The organism is Pseudarthrobacter sp. Pseusp20 (assembly GCF_059492155.1).
Window position 1 is genome coordinate 4082262 of sequence record NZ_CP168521.1, and the last position, 22324, is coordinate 4104585.

Annotated in this window: 20 protein-coding genes; 7 read left to right on the forward strand and 13 right to left on the reverse strand. The window is 65.6% G+C overall.

Features of this window, described 5'->3' with window-relative positions; genetic code table 11:
• The first annotated feature begins 41 nt into the window (after positions 1 to 41).
• Complete coding sequence (locus ACEN9K_RS18970) at positions 42 to 1655, forward strand: PucR family transcriptional regulator (RefSeq protein ID WP_495634851.1); 1614 nt, start codon at positions 42 to 44, stop codon at positions 1653 to 1655.
• Positions 1656 to 2157: 502 nt separating this feature from the next.
• Here ACEN9K_RS18970 and ACEN9K_RS18975 read toward each other — a convergent pair.
• Both ACEN9K_RS18975 and ACEN9K_RS18980 read right to left on the reverse strand, forming a co-directional pair.
• On the reverse strand, positions 2158 to 2613 hold the full coding sequence (locus tag ACEN9K_RS18975) for a universal stress protein (protein ID WP_134165487.1): 456 nt from the start codon (positions 2611 to 2613) through the stop codon (positions 2158 to 2160).
• A 44-nt stretch (positions 2614 to 2657) separates the two neighbouring features.
• Complete coding sequence (locus ACEN9K_RS18980) at positions 2658 to 3125, reverse strand: DUF4383 domain-containing protein (RefSeq protein WP_056391542.1); 468 nt, start codon at positions 3123 to 3125, stop codon at positions 2658 to 2660.
• A 271-nt stretch (positions 3126 to 3396) separates the two neighbouring features.
• Between ACEN9K_RS18980 and ACEN9K_RS18985 the strand changes: the two genes are divergently transcribed.
• The gene (locus tag ACEN9K_RS18985) at positions 3397 to 3864 is read left to right on the forward strand and encodes an Hsp20/alpha crystallin family protein (RefSeq protein WP_018770632.1); all 468 of its coding nucleotides are present in this window, start codon (positions 3397 to 3399) and stop codon (positions 3862 to 3864) included.
• A gap of 66 nt (positions 3865 to 3930) precedes the next feature.
• Positions 3931 to 5265, forward strand: a complete 1335-nt coding sequence (locus tag ACEN9K_RS18990; RefSeq protein WP_495634852.1) for an MBL fold metallo-hydrolase RNA specificity domain-containing protein — start codon at positions 3931 to 3933, stop codon at positions 5263 to 5265.
• Between the two features lie 26 nt (positions 5266 to 5291).
• Here the strand turns inward: ACEN9K_RS18990 and ACEN9K_RS18995 are convergent, their stop codons facing one another.
• From ACEN9K_RS18995 to ACEN9K_RS19005, 3 genes are all read right to left on the reverse strand, one after another.
• Complete coding sequence (locus tag ACEN9K_RS18995) at positions 5292 to 6128, reverse strand: IclR family transcriptional regulator (protein WP_056391544.1); 837 nt, start codon at positions 6126 to 6128, stop codon at positions 5292 to 5294.
• 62 nt (positions 6129 to 6190) lie between these two features.
• Positions 6191 to 7447: an aminopeptidase P family protein gene (locus tag ACEN9K_RS19000; RefSeq protein ID WP_018770635.1), complete on the reverse strand. Its 1257-nt coding sequence runs from the start codon at positions 7445 to 7447 to the stop codon at positions 6191 to 6193.
• Between the two features lie 110 nt (positions 7448 to 7557).
• Complete coding sequence (locus ACEN9K_RS19005) at positions 7558 to 8928, reverse strand: MFS transporter (RefSeq protein ID WP_495634853.1); 1371 nt, start codon at positions 8926 to 8928, stop codon at positions 7558 to 7560.
• A 265-nt stretch (positions 8929 to 9193) separates the two neighbouring features.
• On the opposite strand from ACEN9K_RS19005, the gene ACEN9K_RS19010 reads away from it, so the two are divergent.
• Positions 9194 to 9658, forward strand: a complete 465-nt coding sequence (locus ACEN9K_RS19010; protein WP_488315586.1) for an LpqB family beta-propeller domain-containing protein — start codon at positions 9194 to 9196, stop codon at positions 9656 to 9658.
• A complete protein-coding gene (locus ACEN9K_RS19015; RefSeq protein ID WP_495635726.1) occupies positions 9655 to 11415 on the forward strand; it encodes a DUF5671 domain-containing protein in 1761 nt (586 codons plus the stop codon). The genes ACEN9K_RS19010 and ACEN9K_RS19015 overlap by 4 nt, the downstream gene beginning before the upstream one ends.
• 433 nt (positions 11416 to 11848) lie before the next feature.
• Here the strand turns inward: ACEN9K_RS19015 and ACEN9K_RS19020 are convergent, their stop codons facing one another.
• The 4 genes from ACEN9K_RS19020 to ACEN9K_RS19035 all read right to left on the reverse strand — a co-directional run bounded on the left by ACEN9K_RS19020 (position 11849) and on the right by ACEN9K_RS19035 (position 13304).
• The gene (locus tag ACEN9K_RS19020; protein ID WP_018770639.1) at positions 11849 to 12097 is read right to left on the reverse strand and encodes a hypothetical protein; all 249 of its coding nucleotides are present in this window, start codon (positions 12095 to 12097) and stop codon (positions 11849 to 11851) included.
• A gap of 103 nt (positions 12098 to 12200) precedes the next feature.
• Positions 12201 to 12608 carry an SRPBCC family protein gene (locus tag ACEN9K_RS19025; protein WP_056391555.1) on the reverse strand — a complete coding sequence of 136 codons (408 nt, stop codon included), beginning with the start codon at positions 12606 to 12608 and terminating at the stop codon, positions 12201 to 12203.
• The gene (locus ACEN9K_RS19030; RefSeq protein ID WP_018770641.1) at positions 12605 to 12919 is read right to left on the reverse strand and encodes an ArsR/SmtB family transcription factor; all 315 of its coding nucleotides are present in this window, start codon (positions 12917 to 12919) and stop codon (positions 12605 to 12607) included. The genes ACEN9K_RS19025 and ACEN9K_RS19030 overlap by 4 nt, the downstream gene beginning before the upstream one ends.
• Positions 12920 to 13001: 82 nt before the next feature.
• A complete protein-coding gene (locus ACEN9K_RS19035) occupies positions 13002 to 13304 on the reverse strand; it encodes a hypothetical protein (RefSeq protein WP_495634854.1) in 303 nt (100 codons plus the stop codon).
• 235 nt (positions 13305 to 13539) lie between these two features.
• Here ACEN9K_RS19035 and ACEN9K_RS19040 point away from each other — a divergent pair, with 235 nt between their 5' ends.
• Positions 13540 to 14814 carry a pectate lyase family protein gene (locus ACEN9K_RS19040; RefSeq protein WP_495634855.1) on the forward strand — a complete coding sequence of 425 codons (1275 nt, stop codon included), beginning with the start codon at positions 13540 to 13542 and terminating at the stop codon, positions 14812 to 14814.
• The gene (locus tag ACEN9K_RS19045; RefSeq protein ID WP_495634856.1) at positions 14814 to 16685 is read left to right on the forward strand and encodes a pectinesterase family protein; all 1872 of its coding nucleotides are present in this window, start codon (positions 14814 to 14816) and stop codon (positions 16683 to 16685) included. The genes ACEN9K_RS19040 and ACEN9K_RS19045 overlap by 1 nt, the downstream gene beginning before the upstream one ends.
• A 61-nt stretch (positions 16686 to 16746) precedes the next feature.
• On the opposite strand, the gene ACEN9K_RS19050 is transcribed toward ACEN9K_RS19045, so the two are convergent.
• Genes ACEN9K_RS19050 through ACEN9K_RS19065 form a run of 4 tightly spaced genes read right to left on the reverse strand, consistent with a single transcriptional unit; the run spans position 16747 to position 22321 of the window.
• Positions 16747 to 18540, reverse strand: a complete 1794-nt coding sequence (locus ACEN9K_RS19050; protein ID WP_495634857.1) for an FAD-dependent oxidoreductase — start codon at positions 18538 to 18540, stop codon at positions 16747 to 16749.
• Positions 18541 to 18552: 12 nt separating this feature from the next.
• On the reverse strand, positions 18553 to 19392 hold the full coding sequence (locus ACEN9K_RS19055; RefSeq protein ID WP_018770646.1) for an aldo/keto reductase: 840 nt from the start codon (positions 19390 to 19392) through the stop codon (positions 18553 to 18555).
• Complete coding sequence (locus ACEN9K_RS19060; RefSeq protein ID WP_495634858.1) at positions 19389 to 20258, reverse strand: sugar phosphate isomerase/epimerase family protein; 870 nt, start codon at positions 20256 to 20258, stop codon at positions 19389 to 19391. Before ACEN9K_RS19060 ends, ACEN9K_RS19055 begins: the two co-directional genes overlap by 4 nt.
• The gene (locus ACEN9K_RS19065; protein WP_495634859.1) at positions 20255 to 22321 is read right to left on the reverse strand and encodes an FAD-dependent oxidoreductase; all 2067 of its coding nucleotides are present in this window, start codon (positions 22319 to 22321) and stop codon (positions 20255 to 20257) included. The genes ACEN9K_RS19060 and ACEN9K_RS19065 overlap by 4 nt, the downstream gene beginning before the upstream one ends.
• Between the last annotated feature and the right edge of the window lie 3 nt (positions 22322 to 22324).

Here is a 22324-nt window from a genome sequence, read left to right on the forward strand (position 1 = left end):
CGATGTGTCGAACAGATTCCCCTACTACGTTACGGACTGTCGTGTCAGTGTTTCTTGGCGAAATACTCGCCCACCCCGCCCTCGCCGCCGCCGATCCCGTGGTCCACCCCCTGGGTGTGGCGGCCGACGCGCAACCGGTCCGCTGGGTCCACTCCAGCGAAGTGCTTGACATTGCACCCCTGCTCCGGGGCGGCGAACTGCTGCTGTGCGGCGGGATCACCCTGGCCACGGCCACGCCTGCCAAGCGCGAGGACTACGTGCGCGAACTGGCCCAGCGCGGGATTGCAGCGCTCGCCATCGAGACCGGTGGCGCCCTGCCGGAGATCCCGGCCAACATGCTCGAAAAGGCCGAGGAATATGGCCTTCCGGTGGTGGAGCTGCGCAAGGTGGTGCCGTTCGTGGGCGTCATGCAGGCCATCAATTCCCTGCTTGTGAGCGAGTCCGTGGGACACCTGCAGCAGGCTGACGCTGCCACCCGGGCCATGGCGGCGGAGCTGGCCCACGGCGCTTCACTCGACAAGATCCTGGGCGTACTGGCCGGCATCACCAGCTCCGCGGTGAAGCTCACCTCCCCCTGGGGAGTCACCATGGGCAGCGCCATGCCCGAGGGCTGGAACGCTGACATTTGCGCGGAAGCCGGGGCGGCGACAGCTGGCGATACAGCGGACGACGGCGGCTCCGGGCCGGGCGGGCACGGCGGCTTTCACGGCAGGGCCGGCGGAACGGTGATCACCGTGGACATTCCCGTGCGGGGTGTCCTCATGGGCCGCCTGGAGGTGCGGGTTCCGGAGGCCGCGGACGTGGCCCTGGCGCAGGTGGGGGGGGAACGCGCCGTGGACATCCTGGGCCTGGCGCTGCTGCAGCACACGCCTCCCGGACTGCATGCCCTGGCTGGCGCCGAACTGATGCGGGCAGTCCTGAACGCAGCTCCGGAGTGGCGCCTTGAGCAGCTGGCTCCGGGTGCCGGCTTCCCCACGGACTCCCCCTCCGTGGTGGCGGCAATCCACGCCGCGTCACCGCAGGAGCTGCGTGGCGCCGTCGAAAGCTTCCTCAGCTCACGGCGCATTCCGTGCGCCGCCTATCTGGATGATGCCGAACTGGTGGTGATGATCGGCCTGCCCTGCGCTGACACTGTCGGTGAACGGCGGCAGCTTGTGGAATCGCTGAAGGGGCTGGAAGGGGACCATGATGCGGTGATCGCCGTCGGTCCCCTGGCCGGCGGCGTGGCGGAAGCCGCCTGGTCCCTGGCCGAAGCCCGCCGCACCCTGGAGGTGCGCCAGATCCGGCGCAGGAACGCGTCGGCGCGCAGGCGCTATCCGGCCCGCGGCCTGGTGGTGGTGGATGCGGAGGACGCTGCCGTGGAGAGCCTGTCCCTGACCTGCCTTGATGCCTCATCACGGGAGGCGTTCGTCAACCGGCAGCTGCGGGCGGTCCTTGAGCATGATGCGCAGCGGCAGTCCCAGCTGCTGGAGACCCTGCAGGTGTGGCTGGACTCAGGCTGCAACACAGCGCAGTCTGCACGGGAACTGCACCTGGAGCGCCAGTCGATGCACCACAGGCTGCAGCGCATTTTCGAGCTGTGCGGCGGTGATCCGCGCGGCACGGGCCGGCTGGCGGCACTGCACCTGGCGGCCCGGATGGCCGGACTGCCCTGACCTGGCAGTACATAGGGGAAGCCCCACCAGCAATGCTGAAGGGGCTTCGACTGTTTTGATTCCGTTATGACGAACATCATCTCCCGAACTTGCGGGAATCCTGGTGCTTCCTGCCTCGTCACCGGCAGACCACTTGGATCAGATCCACGGTGTGTTCCAGGGTTCCCTGTTGTCCGTTCCCGCCCTTCTTTCGAAGAACGTATTAACAGTGTTACGCCTGGTTTTGCGGGGACGCAAGAGCCAAATTTCCAGCGGAGAAAAGTGTTTTAAACGCAGAACCTGCAGGTACCTTCGCGATCTCGCTAAGAGACGGCTCGGACATTCTCATGTCCTGAACAACCCGGCGTCATCTGATGGTTACCTGCAGGCACTTCCACTTTACGACCGGCCCCGGCACTCCACCAGAGGTAGAGCGCACTCCGCTTGAACTTTTGGTGTGCGTCCCCTTCACGCGCCCAGCTGCAGCGGCTGACAGGGCCCAGCTGAGCAGGCTCCAGGGGCATTACGCCTTGGATTGGACCACCAGGACAGCACAGGGGGCGTGGTTGACCACCTGGGTGGATACGGAGCCCATGTGCAGCCCTGGAAATCCCCCATGGCCCCGGGAGCCGACGACAATGAGATCCGCGTCCTTGGCGGCGTCAAGAATCGCCGAAGCAGGTGAATGGGTGTCTACGAGTTGCCCCGAAGCGGTCACGCCGCCATCTGCGGCGGCCTTCAGCGCCTCACCCTGGAGCGTCCGGGCGATGTGCTCCGGAGACTCTTCGGCGGCAATTTCACCTGCGGCCGTTTCCAGGACAGCCGGATACCACGCCATTGGCGGCTTGTTCCAGGCGGTGACGAAGCGGAGTTGGCCATTGCGTTGGCGGGCCTCATCCATCGCCCAGTCCAGTGCTGCCTGGGAGGGTTCGGAGCCGTCAAAGCCGACAACAATCAGGAATGGACCAGTGCTGGTCATTCGTCTTTCCTTTCACTGCCCCCGAGCCGTAAGCGTGAGAGGGATCAGGGTGCTTTCGCCGGGCCGGTTCCGCGGCCAAGCACAATCCCCACTGCGAGCATGACGACTCCCAGCACCACGTGGAGCCAGTTATCTGAGGTGTTCACCGGGATGAAGTTGGCCGAGGATGCCTGGTCAATCAGGAGTCCGTAGAGCCAAATAACCAGGTAGAGGGCGCCGCCGCCGATGAGATAGTACTTCGACTGGGACGCGGTCCTGCCCATGAGCAGGCCGGCTGCTCCAAAGAGGAGGTGAACAATGTTGTGCAGGATGGATACCTGGAAGACACCCAGGAGCATCGCGCCGGAGTCGGGGCCGGCGAAACTCAGTTCCGAATAGTTCGTGGTGACTCCAGGGATGAAACCGAGAACGCCCACCAGGGCGAAAACTGCTCCCGCCGCCAGGGCAGTGATTTCGATGGCCGTGCGGTGGTGACGTGCGCCTACGCCCGGATGTGCTGATGATGCAGACATGGCTTGCTTCCTTGTACGCAGGGAGGGAAATTGTTGTGTTTAAGTTCGGCTGCCGGGGTGGGGCAAGCCTCCCTATGGTTCCAGCTTCGAGCCGGGCGCGTCTTGCCTTCAGAGGCTTTAGTCCTCAGGTATCCATGAATTTCAGGGCTGTGCGTGAGGGCTCCGGGCGGGCGGGTCTTTTGCCCCTGCCAACCCCGGATGCACGGGTATTTACTGGATTGATCCGGCCCCTTCCGGGCGTCCTCCGCACCGAATCTGGAGAGTTTTTGTCATGTCTGATCTGCTCAAATGGTCCCCCTTCGCAGCCTCCCGGTGGCCCTCCCCCTTCACGTCTGCCCTGCGCTCCCCGGCGGAGTTGCTGGACTCCATAGAGCGCATGTTTGAGTCACCGGCCAGCCCCGCCCCGATCAGGGTCGAAGAGTTCGTCGACGACAAGACCCTTGTGGTGCGTGCCGAGATGCCCGGCGTCGATCCTGACAAAGACATTGAAGTGACAATGGATGACGGGTTCCTGCGGATCCGCGCTGAACGCCAGGAAAAGGAAGAACACAAGGACAAAGGCAGCTATCGGTCAGAGTTCCGCTACGGGTCCTTCAGCCGGAACATCCCGCTCCCTGACGGGGTCAAGGAAGAAGACATCAAAGCCACTTACACCAACGGGGTCCTGGAAGTCCGCACCCCGTTGCCCGAGCAGGCCCAACCCACCGAACCGAAAAAACTTCCCATCACCCGCGGGTAACGGGCAGTGCCCCAGCCAAGGGACCAGCATCCCCCGACGTTGCAGTTCCTCGGTGCAACCGACACTGTGACGGGTTCCAGATACCTGATCCGTTCACGCGGCCACCGGGTCCTGATCGAGTGCGGTCTGTTCCAGGGCTATAAACACCTCCGCGACCGTAACCGGGTAGCGTTCCAGGTCAGCCCCGCGAACATCGACGCCGTTGTCCTCACACATGCCCACCTGGACCACACCGGGTATGTTCCTGCCCTGGTCCGCGACGGTTTCAACGGCCCTGTCTATGCGACACCTGGTACGGCAGAACTGTGTTCACTGCTGCTTCCCGACAGCGGTTACCTCCAGGAAGAGGAAGCCCGGTATGCGGACCGCACAGCATCATCAACACATCATCCGCCAGTGCCCCTCTACACTGCAGAAGACGCCGTCCGATCGCTCAACAGTTTCAGGACCCAGGGCTTCGACTCCCCGTTTTCCCTGCCCGGGGGCATCGAAGCGACATTCCTTCCCGCCGGCCACATCCTGGGCGCCGCACAGGTGCACCTCAAACTCGGCGGCAGGACGATCCATTTCACCGGGGATCTGGGCCGCACCCACGACCCACTGATGTACCCGCCCCGTGACCTTGAGCCCGTGGACGTACTGGTCACCGAATCCACCTACGGCAACAGGGCACATCCCGCGGGGAACCCTGAAACCGAACTGGGCGAGATCATCAGCCGGGTGGCCAAACGACGCGGCGTCATCATGATCGCTGCGTTCGCCGTCGGCCGGGCCGAAACAGTCCTGCTGCACCTCTCACGCCTTCTGGCCAGGAATGCCATCCCCTCCATCCCGATCTACCTCAACAGCCCGATGGCCATTGACGCCTCCGGTATGTACCAGCGCCACCGCGAGGAACACAGGCTCAAACAGCACGAATTCGAAAGCATGTACAAAGTGGCTACGCCCGTCCGAAGCGCTGACGAATCCAAGCTGCTCAACCTTCGCGGCGGACCCATGATCATCATCTCCGCCAGCGGCATGCTCACTGGCGGCAGGATCCTGCACCACCTCGCGGCCTACGGGCCGGACCGGCGCAACGCCATCATCCTCAGCGGATACCAGGCCGGAGGCACGCGCGGAGCATCGCTCGCCGCGGGTGAAAAACACCTCCGCATCTACGGACAGGACGTTGAAATCGGAGCAGAAGTCATCCAAATGGAAGGACTGTCAGCCCATGCGGATTCCGACGAGCTGATCCAATGGATGAAGACCGCTTCCCTGGCGCCGGCCATGACCTACGTCACGCATGGTGAACCGGACGCCGCAGACACCCTCCGGGCCCGCATCAAGCGCCAACTTGGCTGGAAAGCCCGCGTCCCCGAGCACCTGGAAACCATCTCGCTCGAACACCCCAGCTAAAAGACGCACAACACCGCCACGCCGCTTCAGGTTGTGGGGCGCCCGCCCAGGCGGGTGGTGACTTTGGCGGCGGCGGCCACGCAGGCCTCCCCCAGGCTTTCGAACTGTTCCTTCGATACCCGGAAGCGGGGGGCTGGGATGAGGACGGCGGCCACTATGTCGCCGCGGTGGTCCCGGACGGGGGCGGCGACGCCAACCTCGTCCATGGACGATTCGCCGTAGTTTCCCGCCCATCCCCGCTCCGCCACATCCTGGAGCCTGGCTTCGTAAGCTGCCAGTCCGGCGTCGTCCAGTCCTGGAAAGGTGATGGTTCCGCTGCGCAGCAGCTCCCGTACCCGCTCGGCCGGGAGGGTGGAGAGGAATACCTGGACGGAGGCGCTCATGGCGTCCCGGTAGCGCGCCCCCAAAGGCGTGGTGTGCTTGATCTGATGGTGGCTGGCGATCTGCTCCACGCAGATGGCCTCATCCCCGTTCCAGAGCATCAGCGCACTGGTTTCCCCGGTCTGCTCGGTCAATTGCCGCAGGACCGGATACGCCACGCGCCGTTCCTCCATCTCGGCCAGCAGCGGCCCGGCGACGGCGATGAGTCCCAGTCCCAGCCGGAACCGCTTGGTTTCGGGGTCCCGTTCCACCAGGTTTTCCTGCTCGAAGGTGGCCAGGATCCGGGAGACGCTGCTCTTGTGCATGCCTACGCGGTTGGCGATTTCGGTGACGCCCAGCAGGGGTTCGTCAGCCGTGAAGGTGCGCAGGACGGCGATGGCATTGACGACGACGGAGGCGCCTTTCGCGTCCGTCCCGCCGTTGGTGCCGGTCCCGTTGCCGTTGCTGTCGGAGGTTTTTGCAGGAGTCATGGTGGACACCATCTTTCCTCATGGACGGCAGAGGCGGCGCCACGTGTCCGTGGCGCCGCCTCCCGGTGTGATGGTTATGCCTGGATGATGTTGTGTTCCGGGCCGAACGGGAACTTGGTGATGTTCTCCACCGTGTTGTCCTCGCCGATGACCAGGATGTCGTGCTCGCGGTAGCCGCCGGCGCCCGGCAGGCCGTCCGCTACCGTGATCATGGGTTCCATGGAGACCACCATGCCGGGTTCCAGGACGGTGTCGATGTCCTCGCGCAGTTCCAGGCCGGCTTCGCGGCCGTAGTAGTGGCTGAGGACGCCGAAGGAGTGTCCGTAGCCGAAGGTGCGGTTGGCCAGCAGGCCGTGGCTGATGTAGATCTCGTTGAGCTCGGCGGCGATGTCCTTGCAGACGGCGCCGGGCTTGATGAGTTCCAGGCCGCGGCGGTGCACCTCCACGTTGATGTTCCACAGTTCCAGGGAGCGTTCGTCCGGCTGGCCCAGGAAGAGGGTGCGCTCCAGGGCGGTGTAGTAGCCGGAGGTCATCGGGAAGCAGTTGAGCGAGAGGATGTCGCCCTGCTGCAGTTTCCGGGTGGTGGCCCAGTTGTGGGCGCCGTCGGTGTTGATGCCGGACTGGAACCACACCCAGGTGTCGCGGACCTCGCGGTGCGGGAACGTGCGGGCGATTTCGTGCACCATGGCCTCGGTGCCGATCAGGGCCACCTCGTACTCGGTGATGCCCTCGCGGATGGCGTTGCGGATGGCTTCGCCGCCCAGGTCGCCGATGCGGGCGCCGTGCTTGATGACCTCGATCTCCTCGGCGGACTTGATCATGCGCTGGCGCATGGCGTCCTGCGAAACGTCCAGGAGTTCCGCTCCGGGGAAGGCGGCGGCGATCTTCTCGCGGGTCAGGCCGGGGAGGAAGTCGTCCTCGACGCCCAGGCGGGAGGCCTTGACGCCGCGCTGGCGCAGTGCCTCCTGCAGGCCGAAGTAGAAGTTGTCGCGGCGCCAGTCGGTGTAGACGATGTTCTCGCCGTAGGAGGTGCGCCAGGGCATGCCGGCGTCGATGTTGGCCGTGACGGTGACGGAGTCGTCAGCGGTGACCACCAGGGCGTAGTTGCGGCCGAACGTGGTGTACAGGAAGTCGGAGTAGTACTTGATGCCGTGGTAGCTGGTGAGGATGACAGCGTCCAGGTCCTTGGCGGCCATGATCCGGCGGAGCCCGCCCAGGCGGCGCTCGAACTCTGCGTCGGAGAACGTGAGCTTGCCCTTGGTGCCGTTATGCAGGACCTTGAGGCGCTCCAGCTCGGCGATGGATGAGGCGTTGTCGGCAGTGATGGTCACGGGTGTGCCTTTCTAATGGATGCAGCTGCTGCCAGGGCATGCCGCGGCAGGTGATTGCGCTGCAGTTGGTGTTGTTTGTGCGAGGGGTTGGTTGAGGGGCCTCTGGTCGCTCAGAGGTGTTTAAGGGGCTTCCGCGACGTTTCGGCGGCGAACAGCACGGCCACCAGGGATACGACAGAGGCCGCCACCAGGTACCAGCCGGGGGCCAGCTTGCTCTGCGTCAGGCCGATCAGCAGTGTGGCCATGAAGGGTGCGGTGCCGCCGAACAATGCATTGGACAGGTTGAAGCTGACGGCGAATCCGCTGTACCGGACCTTGGTGGGGAACAGTTCGGCAAGGAAGCTGGGCAGGGTCCCGTCGTTCAGGGTGAGCATGCCGCCCAGCAGGATTTGGACCAGCACGATGACCAGGAAGTTGCCGGTGTCCAGGAGCATGAAGGCGGGGACGGTCAGGAGGATGAACAGCACGGAGGCGGTGATCAGCATTTTCTTGCGGCCGAACCGGTCCGATGCGATGCCGGTCAGGAAAATGAATCCGATGTAGCTGGCCAGGGCGATGGTAGTGGCCAGGAAGGATTCGGTGGGCCCGAAGCCCAGTTCCTCGGAAAGGTACGTGGGCATGTAGCTGAGGATGACGTAGAAGCCGACGGCGTTGAGCAGCACTGCCCCGCAGGCAATGATCAGCTGCTTGCGGTAGGTCCGGAACATGTCCAGCGCAGGAGCCTTAGGCGCTGATTCGGCTTGGTCGGCCAGGGCGCGGAAGGCAGGTGTGTCCTCCAGCTTGGTGCGGATGTAGCGGCCGATCAGGCCCATGGGGGCCGCCAGGAGGAACGGCAGCCGCCAGCCCCACTGGTGCAGCTGTTCGGTGCTGAGCACAGAGCTGAGGAGCGCAGCGATCAGGGAACCCAGGAGCAGGCCCGCTGCGGTGCTGGCCGGGACCACCGCGGCGTAGAGTCCGCGGCGGTTGGCCGGGGCGTATTCCACCAGGAAGGCTGAGGCGCCTGCGTATTCGCCGGCTGCCGAGAAGCCCTGCACCACGCGGACCAGGAGCAGCAGGACCGGAGCCAGCATGCCGATGGTTGAGTATCCCGGAATGAGGGCGATGCAGAAGGTGGAGACGGACATGATGACGATGGAGAGCGACAGGGCTTTGCGCCTGCCCAGCTTGTCGCCGATGTGGCCCCAGAAGAAGCCGCCCAGGGGCCGGACGAAGAAGGAAATGGCAAAGACGCCGAAGGTTGCCAGCAGCGCGGTCTGCCGGTCGGCTTCGGGAAAGAATACCGAGGAAATCACGGCCGCGAGATAGCCGTACACGGCGTAGTCGAACCACTCGACGAAGTTGCCGATGAAGCTCGCCGTGACCACCCGGCGTCGAACGTCCTTGCTGGCCACCGGGTTGTCCGCGCCGTGGCCTGCCGCGGAAGGAGCATCAACGTCATTGGCAATGACTCCTGCGACGGGTGAGTTTGATTCGTTACTCATGGAACCACCAGTAAAAGTAGGAGTTGCAGCTGTTGCAACATGGTTGTTTCAAGATAGGCCGTGACGCGTGCCACAGTCAATAGCCGCCGATAAAGTTTCTTAGCTCATTCCACGGAGTGGCAACGCCGTCGCAGGACGAACGCAATCGGCCAGCAATGCCCGATTATGTTGCGTGAGGCGCAACGTTGTTGAGTTTTCGAGTGGCGGCGGAAAATCAGGTCCTAAGACACGGGCGAAAGCCGCCGACCTGCCGCATACTTGCGCCATGGACGACGCAGCGCGAAAACCGGACCGGATCCTGCTCGCGCTGGCGGGCGTTGTGGTGGTGCTGGTGGTGGTTGCGCTGGCCGTGGTATTTACCCGGGGTGAGCCGGCACCGCTGGATAAGGCGAGCCCCGCCGGAGTGGTCCAGCAGTACAGCAAAGCCGTGATCGACGGCGACATCCCCACCGCGCAGTCCTTCCTCACCGAGGGTGCCCGGAGCAGGTGCAGTGGGTCCTATCCGGGCGAACCGCGCCCTGCCCGGGTGGTGTTGATTTCGACGACGGAGCGCACCGATTCAGCCACCGTCAAAGTTTCGATCGTGCGGTCAGCCCAGGGCGGACCGTTCGGCCCCTCAGAGTATGAGATGGAGGACGCCTTCTCGCTCCTCAAGGTGAACGGGACATGGATGATCGACCAGCCGCCGTACCCCCTGATGGCCTGCACCGTGACGCCGGTGAAGCAATGACGGCGCCGGCAGCACCATTGGCTCCCGCTCCCGCCAGCGGCCTGGCCACACTTCGCCGCCTGATCCTGTACGTTCTGCTGTTTGCCTTGGTGGTTATCACGGCGTCAGGCCTCAGCGGACTGCTGGAACGGCTGTTCCGAACGGCGTCCGTCCTGGCGGCGGGCGACGTGGCCGGGCTGGCCCTGTCGCTGGCCTTCACCCTGATCGGCGGACCGCTGGCACTGCTTCTCTGGTGGTTCGTGTGGCGGAGGCTCGACGACGAATCGGAGCGGACTGCGCCCGGGTGGGGCCTCTACCTGACCGGTATGTACGCGGTCTCGCTCATCATCGGCACCACATCGCTGCTGGACCTCGCCTCATCTTTTGTTGATGCGAAGGAAAGCCAGTGGCAGTCCCCGTTGGCCAACGCCCTTGTGTGGGCAGCTATCTGGTGGTGGCACCGGTGGATGTGGAAGCACCCCCGCAAACCGTCATCGCACCTTGAGGACGTGCGCGCCGTCGTCGGCTTCGTCTTTGGCCTGTTGCTGGCCGCCGGCGCTTCGATTGCCGCGCTCAGTACGCTGCTGGATGTCGCCATCCGCGGTTTCACGGCCACCGCCACCTTTGAGCCGTGGTGGGTCGACGTCCTCCGGTCCCTCATTTGGGCCGCCGGCGGAGCAGTGGTGTGGTGGTGGCACTGGTTCCGGGAGGGTGGCCGGCGCTACCAAACAGGGCTGGTGGACGTCACCATCATCGTTGTCGGCATCTTCGTCGCCGGGATCTCCGCTTTGGGCGGGCTGGGTGTCATCCTGTTTGTCCTCCTGCGGCTGGCGTTTGACCGGAACGACCCGCTGAACGACCTGCTCGAACCGCTCGCCCCGGCCATTGCGGCCGCCGTCATCGGCGCCCTGGTGTGGCGGTACCACCGCACCACGTCCGTCCACCGATCACCCCGGACCCGCCGCGCCAGTCTCCTGGTGACGTCGGCCGTGGCGCTTGCCGCGGCCGCGTCCGGCATCGGAGTGGTGGTGAACGCGTTGCTGGCCGCTGCGGTATCGCCACTGGCCGGTGGTGCCACGCGCACCCTGCTCCTGGGCGGCATCAGTTCCCTCGCCGTCGGCGGCCCGGTCTGGTGGCAGGCCTGGAAGCCGAGGCACCAGCCGCGGACGGCAGCCGATATCCCTCCCGGCCGGCGCGTCTACCTGGTGGCGTTTTTCGGTGTCAGTGCGGTGGTGGCGCTCATTACGCTGCTGGTCATTGGCTACCGGCTCTTCGAATTCCTCCTGGGTGACGTTTCGGGCGGCAGCCTTTTGGACCGGATCCGGGCCCCGCTGGGCCTCCTGGTGGCGGCCGGGCTGGTGGCGGGTTACCACTTTGCTCTGTGGCGGCATGACCGGGCCCTGCTTGCCGCCGCCGCACCCATCCATAAACGGGTTATTGAGCGGGTCACGCTCATCAGCGGCTACGCGCCGGGAACCGTGGACCCGGAGGCGTTGGCACGTGGCATCGCTGATGCCACCGGCGGCGCCAAAGTGACCACGTGGCTGAGGGCAGACGACGGCGGCGCCGGACTTCCGCCGTCGTCCGTCCTTCCTGCCGGGGTGGAGGACATCGTCCCGCAGGTGGCTGCCGCCCTGGATGGCGTGGCAGCCCAGCATGTCCTGGTGCTGGCAGGGCCGGGAACCCGGCTGGAAGTCACGCCGCTGGTAGCAGCCGGGGCGGGGCCCTGGAAGGCAGCAACCACAGCGCGAACACGGACCGTTCCTGGTGCCGAGTAGCGTGATACTCAAGATTTGCGCAGTTTATCCCGCTGGTGGATTAACCCTCTTCCTTTGGCATTCCGGGGTGCCTAGGGTGGGCACACACGCTTGCCAAGGGGGATAAATGAAAAGCATCGCCGATGGTCCTCAAGACGCTGCAAACCAGGACGTGCAGCAGGTCGCAGCGCCCAATGCACAGGACTCACAAGGCAAGGTCGCCGAGTGGACATCCGATTGCCTTCTCACACTGCGGAGCCCCATACGCTTCACCCGGGCCGATTGGCCCTAAGCCGCGACCACCCTGTTGAGGGGCGGGCCACCTGGACCACCGGTATGACTCCTTGAAGCCATGCGCCCAACACGGCCAGCGCACTGGACCAGGTTGTTACCTGCCGTTTCAGGCCCGTCCTGCTCGGTGAAGCACCTGCTCCTTGGCGTCGACGCCAGGGGCTTAGCTTGATGCGTCCCGCTCGATTTCTTCGGCGAGGTCATCCACTTCCTCAGGGCGGGCCTCAATGCCTGCTTCCTCGAACCGCTCCTCAAGGACGTGGGTAACATCGTCCTGGACGTGGCCCAGTTGGATGTCGTGGCGGACATCCTCGGCGATGCTTTCAGGCGTCTCAAGGTGCTCGGTTCCGGCCACGATCCCGTCGCTGCCGTCAAAGGGGTCGTTGGCGCCGCCCGCTCCTGAATCAGTCATACTCCATCGTTACCCTTCTCCTTCGGGCGGTAAACCCGCGGAAGGCGCCGAAGGGAGCGGACGACGGCGGGCGCGTCCCGCCGTCGTCCGCTCCCCCTAGGCGTCAGGAGACTTCGGCGAGGATCCCGTCAATGCGGGCCAGCAGGCCCGGCCAGCCGTTGCCCATGCCTTCTATGGCATGGCGGCCCAAAGGGGTATCGACTTGGAAGCCCGCGTGTTCGAAGTGGAGGACGGTACCGCCGTCGACCGGTTCGAGCCGCCAGGTGATGGTGGTGTCCAGCTGGCCTTCGGAGAAGAGGAAGCTGATGGAGCTGCCCTCCTCCACGGCAAGGACCTCGCACTGCTGCCGGCCCCAGGCGTCCATGTCCATGGTGAAACGATGTCCCGCCACGGGCTCAATATCGCCGGGCGCCCACCAGCGCGCCAGCAGTTCCGGTGTGGTCAGTGCAGCCCACACCGCCGGGGCAGGGTGCGGGTAGTGGCGTTCCAGCCGGATGGCATTCTCGGTCATGACGGATTCTCCTCGTCCAAAAGGTCTGCCAGCGCGTCCAGCCGCTGGTTCCAGTAGTGCTCAAAGTTCTTTACCCAGCCGCCGACCTCGGCGAGGGCGGCAGGCTGGAGGTGGTACACCCGGTTCCGGCCCTGCCGCTCCTCGCGGACCAGCCCCACCTCGCGAAGCACGGCCAGGTGTTCGGACGCGGCGGGGCGGCTGAGGTCCAGCAGGCCGGTAAGCTCACCGGCCGTCCGCGGTCCCTGCCGAAGCTCGTCCAGGATGGTGCGCCGTGCCGGGTTGGCTACGGCGGCAAAGACATCGGGAAGCACACCCAAAGTATATGTCGGAATTTCCCGACGTATCAAGGCGGGTTCCGCTGGGCGGCTCCGCTGGCTCGGGTCTGGCGACGCCTTAGCGTCCGGGCTTCGCCCGCCGTCCCAACCGGTAGCCGGCCCAGAATGCGAGCACCAGCAGCCCGGCGGCCATGATGGCCAGGCCTATCTGGGTCCCTTGGGTGACGAAGGCCGCGCCGTTGGCGCTGAAGGGCGTCTTGCTCAGCGGCGCATAGGCAGACCAGCCGGTGAAGTTCCGGTTCAGGTACGCGATCAGGCAGCCAAGCAGCACCGCCGCAGCACCGAGCACTGGCACGACGGCGGCTGGAAGCTTGCCGCGTTTGGACGGTTGGCGCTCGTCAGGCATGTTGTTCTCCCCCATGCAGGCGAGTCTAGCCGGAGTAGAACTATTGCCGAGAAACCGTTTTCTGGATATGGTCCTTGTCAGCGCTCACAAATGTCGGCGGCATAGTGGCCCCCCGGTCCTGGGCGCAGTTCATTCCAATGACGGAAGAGAGAACATGCGAAAAAGCAGTACGCACTTGTCCATGTCTGCAGCCATTGCCATTGCAGGAGCACTCCTAGTTGCCGGACCGGCAGGAGCTTCCCCAGTTCCAGTGGCGGATCCCACGGCCCAGACCGCCCAGACGCCGCTTGAGCGCCAGATTCTTCCCAATGGAAACGGCTGGGCATCCGAAGGTACTGGAACCACCGGCGGCTCGGCAGCAAAGGCCGCCAATGTTTACGACGTCTCCACAAAGGCGGAACTGTTGGGTGCATTCGCCACCGGCGGCAACCAGCCCAAGATTGTCCGTGTCCACGGCAGCATCGACGCCAACACTGCCGCGGATGGTTCGCCACTCACCTGCGAAAGCTACGCGGGCGGCACGAACTACAGCCTGGCGCAGTACCTCGAGGATTTTGATCCGGCAACCTACGGCCGGGACCGCAAGCCGGAGGGCCCGCAGGAGGACGCGAGGCGCCTGGCCGCCGCAAAGCAGGCGAAGACCATCCGGTGGGACATCCCAGGCAACACCACCATCGTCGGTGCCACTCCCGGCAGCAGCATCACCGGCGCAGCCCTCCGCATCAACGGAGCCAGCAATGTCATCGTCCGTAACCTCACCCTGCGGGACGCTGCCGACTGCTTTCCCGCGTGGGATCCCACAGATGGCACTGAGGGGAACTGGAACAGCGAATACGACCTGCTGCAAGTCATCAACAAGGCCACGCACGTCTGGATCGACCACTCTGCTTTCACGGACGCCCCCAATCTCGACAGCTCCCAGCCGCTCTACTTCGGCCGCCCCTACCAGGTGCATGATGGCGCCGTCGATGTCACCAACGGATCGGACCTGGTAACCATGTCCTACAACCGGTTCTCCGACCACGACAAGCTGCTGCTGATCGGCTCCACCGATTCGCCCACGCGCGGGGACCCCGGCAAACTGCGGGTCACCATCCACCACAACGTCTTTGAAAATGTGGGCCAGCGCGCGCCACGCGTCCGGTTCGGCCACGTGGACGTGTACAACAACCACTTTAAGGTGACCGAAGACAGCGCCATCCCCTACGAATACAGCCTGGGCGCCGGGTTCAGCTCACACCTCTACGCGGAGGCGAACGCCTTCACGCTTCCAGCCGGCGTTGATGCGGCGGAGATCATCGGCCGCTACAAGGGAACGGCCATTACCACCACCGCCAATGCAGTCAATGGCAAGATCACCGACATTCGCGCCGAGTACAACGCCGCCGCGGCGCCCGCAGACCAGCTGGCCGAGGACACGTCCTGGATACCTGCCCTGCGCACCCAGGTCCACCCGGCCCAGGCCGTGCCGGCACTGCTCAAGGACTCCACGGGCCCGGTCTTCACGGCCGGAGGCGACCTCTGATGGCTGCCATCCTGCCCAGCCGCCGCAGCGTCCTGACAGCGCTGGCACTCACCGCCGGCGCCGCAGCCTTCCCTGGAACGGGCATGGCGGCGGCCTTCGCCCAAGCTGGCCCCGACCCCACGAAACCCCGCAACAGGCCGGTCATCTTCGTGGTCGGGGACTCGACGTCGTCGGCCTACCAGCAGTCCGAGCGCCCCCGCGCCGGTTGGGGCCAGGCCCTGCCACTCCTGTTGGGGTCGCAGGCAACCGTCTTTGATTACGCATGGTCCGGCGCCTCCTCGAAGAGCTTTGCCGACGCCGGGCTGCTGGACCAGGTGCTGACCTTGATGCAGGCGGGCGATTACCTGCTGGTCTCTTTCGGCCACAATGACGAAAAGGTGGCGGACCCAGCGCGCGGAACGCTCCCGGACACCACGTTCAAGGAGTACCTGGGCAGGTACATCGACGGGGCCAGGGCACGCGGGGGAAAACCTGTGCTGGTCACCCCGGTGGAACGCCGCCGCTTCGACTCGTTCGGCAATGCGAAGGACTCCCACGGCGCGTATCCGCAGGCTGTCCGGGAGCTTGCCGCCGCGTCCGGCACTCCTTTGGTGGACCTCACCGCGTCCTCGAAGCAGCTCTGGCAGCAGCTGGGGCCGGAAGGAACCAAGTCGCAGTTCCTTTTCCTGGCTCCCGGCGAGCACCCGCAGTACCCTCAGGGTTCGGAGGACAACACGCATTTCCAAGCCGCCGGCGCGGTGGCGGTGGCCCGCCTCGTGGCACGTGAACTGCAGTCCAAGGAGATCGTCCCGCCGGGCTATTTCCAGAACATCGATGCCGTCACGGAACCCCTGCTCGACATGTACTGGCCGGCCGAGCGGCCCATCGACGTCCCGATGACGCTCGACGTCGGACCCGGCAGGACGTTCGCTACCGTACAGGCCGCCGTGGATTCCGCGCCTGCGGGGAGCCTCCAGCGGGCCGTCATCAGGATCCAGCCCGGCACCTACCGCGAAGCCGTGCGGGTTCCGGCCGACAAGCCGCGGATCTCCTTCATCGGCCAGGGCGGACGTCCCGAGGATGTGGTGCTGGTCTTCAACAACGCGTCCGGCACCCCCAAGCCGGGTGGCAGCGGGAACTTTGGCACCTCCGGCAGCGCGTCCGTCCGGATCGACGGGCCGGACTTTGTGGCCCGGAACCTGACCATCAGCAACGATTTCGACGAGGCAGCCAACACGGGGATGAAGGACCGCCAGGCCGTGGCGCTGCACATCACGGCGGACCGGTCGGTGCTGTCCAACATCAGGCTGTTGGGCAACCAGGACACCCTGCTGGTCAACTCACCGGCTGCAGGCGTCCAGGCCCGTTTCTACTTTGACGGCTGCTATGTGGAAGGCGACGTGGACTTCATCTTCGGCCGCGGAACGGCCGTCTTCAGAGGCTGCGAAATCAAATCCCTGGATCGGGGTTCCACCACCAACAACGGTTACGTGACGGCGGGCAGCCAGGACCTGTCCATCCCGCACGGTTACCTCTTCGACCAGTGCCGGCTGGTGTCGGACGCGGCGAGGGACACCGTCCATCTCGGCAGGCCGTGGCATCCCAGCGGCGACCCGAAAGCCGTTGCCCAGGTCCTGGTGCGGGACTCCTGGCTTGGCGCCCACATCTCCGGCACGCCGTGGACGGACATGAGCGGCTTCTCCTGGCGCGAGGCGCGGTTCCATGAGTACAACAACCACGGCCCCGGCGCGCAGGTTACCCCCGACCGTCCGCAGTTGCCCGCGGCTGAGGCGGCCAAGTACACGACCAGGACCTACCTGCAGGGAAGTGACGGGTGGGCGCCGCAGCTCGCTGGTTCAAGGGCGGATTGCAGCGTGGTGCCTGCCGTTTAGTCCCGGGACGGGAAAGCCCGGTTCCGGCAGGGGAGCCGGGCTCTCGCAGCTTGCACGTCTCTCAGCCTGGATGAACTTGGCTCCCCTGTACTCCCGGTTCGAGGGTGTTGTCGTCTTCATACTCCGTAGCGTCCGCGAGGCGGCGCCCCGCAATGTACCCAAAGGTCAGCGCGGGGCCCAGGTTGATTCCGCCAGCCGGGTAGTGCCCACCCATGACCGAGGCCTGGTCGTTGCCCGCAACGTAAAGGCCGCTGATGGGCTGGCCCTGCGTATCCAGGACCCGTGCGTGATGATCGGCTGCGAGTCCGGCAAAGGTACCGAAGGATCCGGGGACAATTTTCACTGCGTAGAAGGGGCCCTTCTCCAGGGGACGCAGTGAAGGGTTGGGGGTGTTCCCGGGGTCGCCGCCGTACCTGTTGAACTCGGTCTCACCGCGGTTGAAGTCGGGGTCAATGCCCAGACGGGCATTGGCGTTGAAGGCTGCCACTGTGGCCGTGAGCCCCTGTGGATCAATCCCGCATGCTGCCGCCAGTTCCTCAAGGGTGTTGCCCTTCTTGAGGTAGCCGGACCGTATGTACGGGAAGAGAGGCACCGGCAGGGGTTTCGCCATGCCCAGGGGGAACTTCCGCACGAACGCGGCATCGGCGATTTGCCACGCCTCTACGGGCTCACCCTCGGGGGTCGCATTGAGCAGGCCTTCAACGTAGTCGTAGTAGCCGTTTGCCTCGTTGACGAACCGCTTGCCATCCCGGCGGACTCCGATGCTGCCCGGCTTGGCACGGTCCATGATGTGCGGAAACGTACCGGTCCGTCCGTTCCGGTACGGGACCAGCGACACCGGGCACCATGCAGCGGGCGACGCGACATCGGTCTCGAAGCGTGCCCCAATGGCCTGGGCCATGGTGATGCCGTCCCCGGTGGTTTCCTTCGGTGCCAGTGTCCAATGCTCCCGGCCCGTGGGGTTCCCGGGGAACAGCGCCTTGCGCCGGGAGATGTCATTGGGGAAGCCGCCTGCGGCCAGGACGACGCCGCGGGAGGCATTGATCTGCAGCTCACCTTGCGGGGAACTTACGACGGCGCCCGTCACCGTGCCGGAACCGTCGGTAAGCAGGTGCTTGGCTGGGCTGGAGACGCGGATTTCCACCCCCAGGTCATCTGCCGACTTCAGCAGGCGCCCGGTGAGGGCCGTGCCGTTGACAAGCTGCATGTTCCGGCGGTGTGTGAGGAGGTCCAGGAGGTGGAAGCCCACCCGCCAACCTGCATGGACGATGCCCCTGATGTTGCCCCGGGAGGCGGAGAGGAACTTGGTCAGGTCAGGACCCGCCATGATCCCCATTCCCAGGAACGAGGTTTCGTAGAGCTGGTGGCGCATCTTGGCGCGCAGCTCTGGCTTGATCCGGCGGGCGTTCATTGGCTTGGGCCCCACTGAGCGGTGGCCGGCGCCCGCGCCCGGGGTGTTGCCGTAGATGTCCTTGATCTTGGTTCCCGGCACGAACTGGAGGCTTGTCTTGTTCTGGAAGAAGCCAACCATGTGCGGGACCGCTTCCAGAAAGGCCTCTACCCGCTCCTCCTGATAATTCCGGCCGAGACAGTGGCGCAGGTACGTACGGAACAGTTCCCGGTCCTCGGCGACGCCGTCGGCCTTGGCCAATGGATTTCCGGGCGTCCAGGCCCACCCACCGGACCATGATGTGGCCCCGCCGCAGACCTCGGCTTTTTCCACCACAATGACCTTTAAGCCGTGGTAGGCAGCCGTGACGGCGGCGGACAGGCCGCCGGCCCCGGAGCCGACTACCAGGACGTCGCAGTCTATCGTCGGCAGGGCAGATGAAGGTGTTGTTGATGATGCAGTCATTTCGGTGCTTTCTTAATGGAAGAAGGTGTCGGAGTCCAGGCGCGGCGGCGCGCCGGTCTCCAGGGCGTCGATGGCCTCAAGCTGTTCCGGTGCCAGGGCAAAGCCGAAAACGTCCAGGTTCTCGCGCTGGCGTTGGCCGTCCGCGGACTTCGGCACCGCCACCCGGCCGTGCTGGACATGCCAGCGCAGGACAATTTGGGCGGGGGTTTTGCCGAGCTGCCGCGCCGGTCCGGTCACCGCAGGATGGCCGAGGAACTTACCGTTGCGGCCCAACGGGCTGTAGGCGGCAGTGACTATCCCGTGCCGACGGTGCCAGGCCAGTTGCGCCGGCTGGCCGTGCTCGGGGTCCACCTGGACCTGGTTCAGCGGGACGGCAAGGCCTGCGTCCTGAACGAGCCGTAGATGCGCCGGCTTGAAGTTGGAGACGCCCCAGGCCCTGATGGAGCCGTCATTGACAAGTTCCTGCAGTCCTTCGCAGGCTTCGACGAACCTCCCCTGGGTTGGGTTGGGCCAGTGAACCAGGAACAAGTCCAGGTAGTCGACGCGGAGCCGCTTTACAGCCTCGCCGAAGGCATCACGCACTCCGCTGCGGCTGTGCCACCGGCTGTTGAATTTGCTGGTGAGGAAAAGGTCTCCGCGCCCGATACCGCTGCGGCGGATCCCCTCCCCCACCGCTTCTTCGTTGCCGTAGTTCTCGGCCGTATCGATATGCCGGTAGCCGTTGCCGATGGCCTGCTGCACCGCCGCTGCGGCGCCCTCACCAGTCAAGGGCCATGTTCCCAGGCCGACGAGCGGAATGCGCACACCCGGCGTAAGCTCCGCCGTCGTGATCTCGCTTGTGGTGGCGCTCATGTCGCGGCCGCCGCGCGGACAGAGCTGTTCGACTGCCTGCTGCCGGCCTGCGCCAGCACAGTGTCAACGCCTGCCTTGAGCCTGCGTGCCCAGCCGAGCTCGCCGAATTCCGCCACGCGCCGGTCCGAGGGCACCTCCGCACTGACCGGAAGTCCGGGCGGCACCGCGGCAACCGCCTCCGCAAGGCCGAACCCGCCCTCGCCGGGAATCCCGCGCTCAGACCGCGACTCTAAGACCAGCGCCTCACGGCTGACCGGCTGTGCTGCCGGCCCGTCGCACAACTGCAGGAGCGGCACGAGGTCCGCGTTGGCGCGCAGCTCCTTCCACTGGGCGGCCGCGCCCGGACCGCTGCAGCGGTTTAAATGGAGGGTATCCACCACGATCCCGCAGCCCGCCTGTCGCGCGATGCCAGCTGCATGGGCGATGGAGGCGACCGGCTGGTAGGAGATCGCCTCCAGGGTGGGTGTGATGCCGAAACTTCGACCGTCCTCGGTCATCCGCGCCAGTGTGTCCGTCAGGCGGGTGCTGTCCGGATCGCCGCCGGCCACCGTCAGGGAACTGGCACCGAGTGCCTGGCCGGCTTCCATCATCCGCAGCCACGCGTCGCGCTGGTCGCTTCCGTCAAGAAGCAGGAATTCGATGTCCCGTACGCCGACGCCCGTGTCCTGGATCCGGGCCAGCGTTTCGCGCAGCATCGGTGAACCGGGCTGCAGCTCGTAACGCCGTTCGGACGGCGTTACGGGCCGGACCCGGACGCCGACGAAATCAAAGCCCGCCCGGGCTGCCACGCCAACAAGTTCAGGCGGGGCCGTGTTCAGCAGGGACAGCTGTGCCAGGCCGATGGGCCTGTGCGCATTTCCGGTCATGACGATGCTCCGTTCAGGCTCAATTCGGTGTTTGCGGCGGCGCTGGACGCCAGCAGCCCGGCGATCCTCTGCGCTGCGTCATAGCCGCTCTTGACGGCGTTGGAGGCAATGGCCGGGGCCTGGTCCGCCACGGTCCCGGCCAGCGTCACCGGCACGGTGGCCTGGCGGCCCAGCTCTCCGTCCCGGATCCGCGCCGGGACGGACCCGTCAAGCGGAACCACGGAGCGCGAAACCAGGAGCGGTCCCGGCGCGTCCAGCCACTCCCCCTCGGGAGCCAGGCCCGGACCGCTGATCCGGACCCGGCCGCCGTCGTACTCTTCAATCGTCGAGCCAAGCCGGATCCGTACCCGTGGGTTGGCCTCAAGCCGGGGCACGGCCAGGATCTTGGCCCTCCGCCCGGATTCCGGCGCGATGGCCGCCTGCGGGCCCACCAGGAGCACAGCCGTACCCCTGTGGGCCAAAGTGTCAGCGACGCTCATGGCGACGGAGTCCGCTCCCCAGATGGTCACGGCATCAGGGACTTCACTGTCTGACGGACTGGCGCCGAGAACCTCCGGGTGCTTGGCGAGCCACTCGCGGACATCCAGAACGTTGGCGGAGTCTGCCCCGGTGAATCCTGCCGCGGGTCGGAGACCCCCCGTTGCCAGCACGACGGCGTCTGCTTCCATGCCGCGGACAAGGTCGTCCAGGCGGCCGGTATTCACGTGGACCCCCAGCCGGACATCGATGCCCAGCCGTGTATTCTCCTCCGCGGACCATTCGGCAAAACGGTGGAAGTCCGGCGTGGACTTCATCCGCTCGGCGAGGGCGAACTGACCGCCCGCGCGGGCGCCGTCGTCGAGGACGGTCACCTGCGCTCCCGCTTCAGCAAGTTCCCGGGCTGCCGTAAGGCCCGCAGGGCCGGCACCCACCACGACAACGCGGGATCCTTCGCGAACGGCAGGTGTGGGAACGGGAACGCGGGAACGTCCCACGGCCGGGTTAACGGTGCAGGTCACCTGGCCGAGCCCCAGGTTGTCGATGCAGACGTTGCAGGCGATGCAGGGACGGTAGCGGCCGCCCTGGAGGACGCCGCCGACGAAAGCCGGGTCGGCGTGGATGGCGCGGGCAAGGCTGACGAAATCGCAGGTTTCCTCCCGGAGTACTTCTTCGATGATGGCCGGGGAGTTCAGGCGCCCCGCCATCCCAAGGGGCAGGCCGAACTGTCGGTACGCCTTGGCGTAGTCAGCGAGGATTCCAGGTTTCCATTCGCCGGATTGCACAATCCATTCGCCGGCTTCGTAGCTGCCGGCGGAGAGGTCCAGGAAGTCCAGGTGCTCCAGGTGGGCCCTGGCGATGATGGCCACCTGCTGCTCGGCGGTGATGCCGTCCGCTGGACCTTCAACAACTGACACCCTCATGCCCACAATGGTGTCCGGGACAGCCGCCCGCACTGCATCGATGACCAGGTTCATGAAACGTTCCGGGGCGGCGAATTCATCCGTGCGGTGGTTGGAAATGGGCGACATGAACTGATGGATCAGGTAGCCGTGGGCGCCGTGGATGTTGATGACGTCGAACCCTGCTTGGACCGCCCGGCGGGCGGCGTGGGCGTAGGCTTCCGCCAGTTCGTGGCACTCTTCCACAGTGAGTTCACGCGGAACCTCGCCGCCGGCCACCTCGCACGCCACCGGTGAGGGCGCCACGTTCCGGAGACCGGACACGGCGGCCTGGGCGGTGCGCCCACCATGGTTGAGTTCGACGGCGGCCAGCGCGCCTTCCGCGTGCAGGGCGTCCGTGAGTCTGCGCAAACCCGGGATCATGGCATCACTGTGCAGGCCCAGCTGGTGGGTGCGGCCCTTGCCGTCGGCGCGGACATACGTGGCCTCGGTGGTGACCATCCCCAGCCCGGCCTTGGCGCGGGTCACCAGATAGTCGATGTACTGCTCGGTGATCCGGCCGTCGGCGGTTCCGTAATTGCGTTCCATGGGAGCGGAGGCGAGGCGGTTACGGAGAGTTTTTGGGGTGCGGCCGTTGCGGCCCAGGGTGAGCGGACGGGCGGCGTGGCGTGCGTTGGATTCCATGAC

Coding starts and splice junctions, on each gene's coding strand:
- ACEN9K_RS19025 (WP_056391555.1), bottom strand. CDS start 12,608: ATGACCGAGAATGCCATCCGGCTGGAACGCCACTACCCGCACCCTGCC.
- ACEN9K_RS19055 (WP_018770646.1), bottom strand. CDS start 19,392: ATGAGCGCCACCACAAGCGAGATCACGACGGCGGAGCTTACGCCGGGT.
- ACEN9K_RS18985 (WP_018770632.1), top strand. CDS start 3,397: ATGTCTGATCTGCTCAAATGGTCCCCCTTCGCAGCCTCCCGGTGGCCC.
- ACEN9K_RS19010 (WP_488315586.1), top strand. CDS start 9,194: ATGGACGACGCAGCGCGAAAACCGGACCGGATCCTGCTCGCGCTGGCG.
- ACEN9K_RS19005 (WP_495634853.1), bottom strand. CDS start 8,928: ATGAGTAACGAATCAAACTCACCCGTCGCAGGAGTCATTGCCAATGAC.
- ACEN9K_RS19045 (WP_495634856.1), top strand. CDS start 14,814: ATGGCTGCCATCCTGCCCAGCCGCCGCAGCGTCCTGACAGCGCTGGCA.
- ACEN9K_RS18980 (WP_056391542.1), bottom strand. CDS start 3,125: ATGTCTGCATCATCAGCACATCCGGGCGTAGGCGCACGTCACCACCGC.
- ACEN9K_RS18975 (WP_134165487.1), bottom strand. CDS start 2,613: ATGACCAGCACTGGTCCATTCCTGATTGTTGTCGGCTTTGACGGCTCC.
- ACEN9K_RS19015 (WP_495635726.1), top strand. CDS start 9,655: ATGACGGCGCCGGCAGCACCATTGGCTCCCGCTCCCGCCAGCGGCCTG.
- ACEN9K_RS19065 (WP_495634859.1), bottom strand. CDS start 22,321: ATGGAATCCAACGCACGCCACGCCGCCCGTCCGCTCACCCTGGGCCGC.
- ACEN9K_RS19035 (WP_495634854.1), bottom strand. CDS start 13,304: ATGGGGGAGAACAACATGCCTGACGAGCGCCAACCGTCCAAACGCGGC.
- ACEN9K_RS19050 (WP_495634857.1), bottom strand. CDS start 18,540: ATGACTGCATCATCAACAACACCTTCATCTGCCCTGCCGACGATAGAC.
- ACEN9K_RS19060 (WP_495634858.1), bottom strand. CDS start 20,258: ATGACCGGAAATGCGCACAGGCCCATCGGCCTGGCACAGCTGTCCCTG.
- ACEN9K_RS18995 (WP_056391544.1), bottom strand. CDS start 6,128: ATGGTGTCCACCATGACTCCTGCAAAAACCTCCGACAGCAACGGCAAC.
- ACEN9K_RS19020 (WP_018770639.1), bottom strand. CDS start 12,097: ATGACTGATTCAGGAGCGGGCGGCGCCAACGACCCCTTTGACGGCAGC.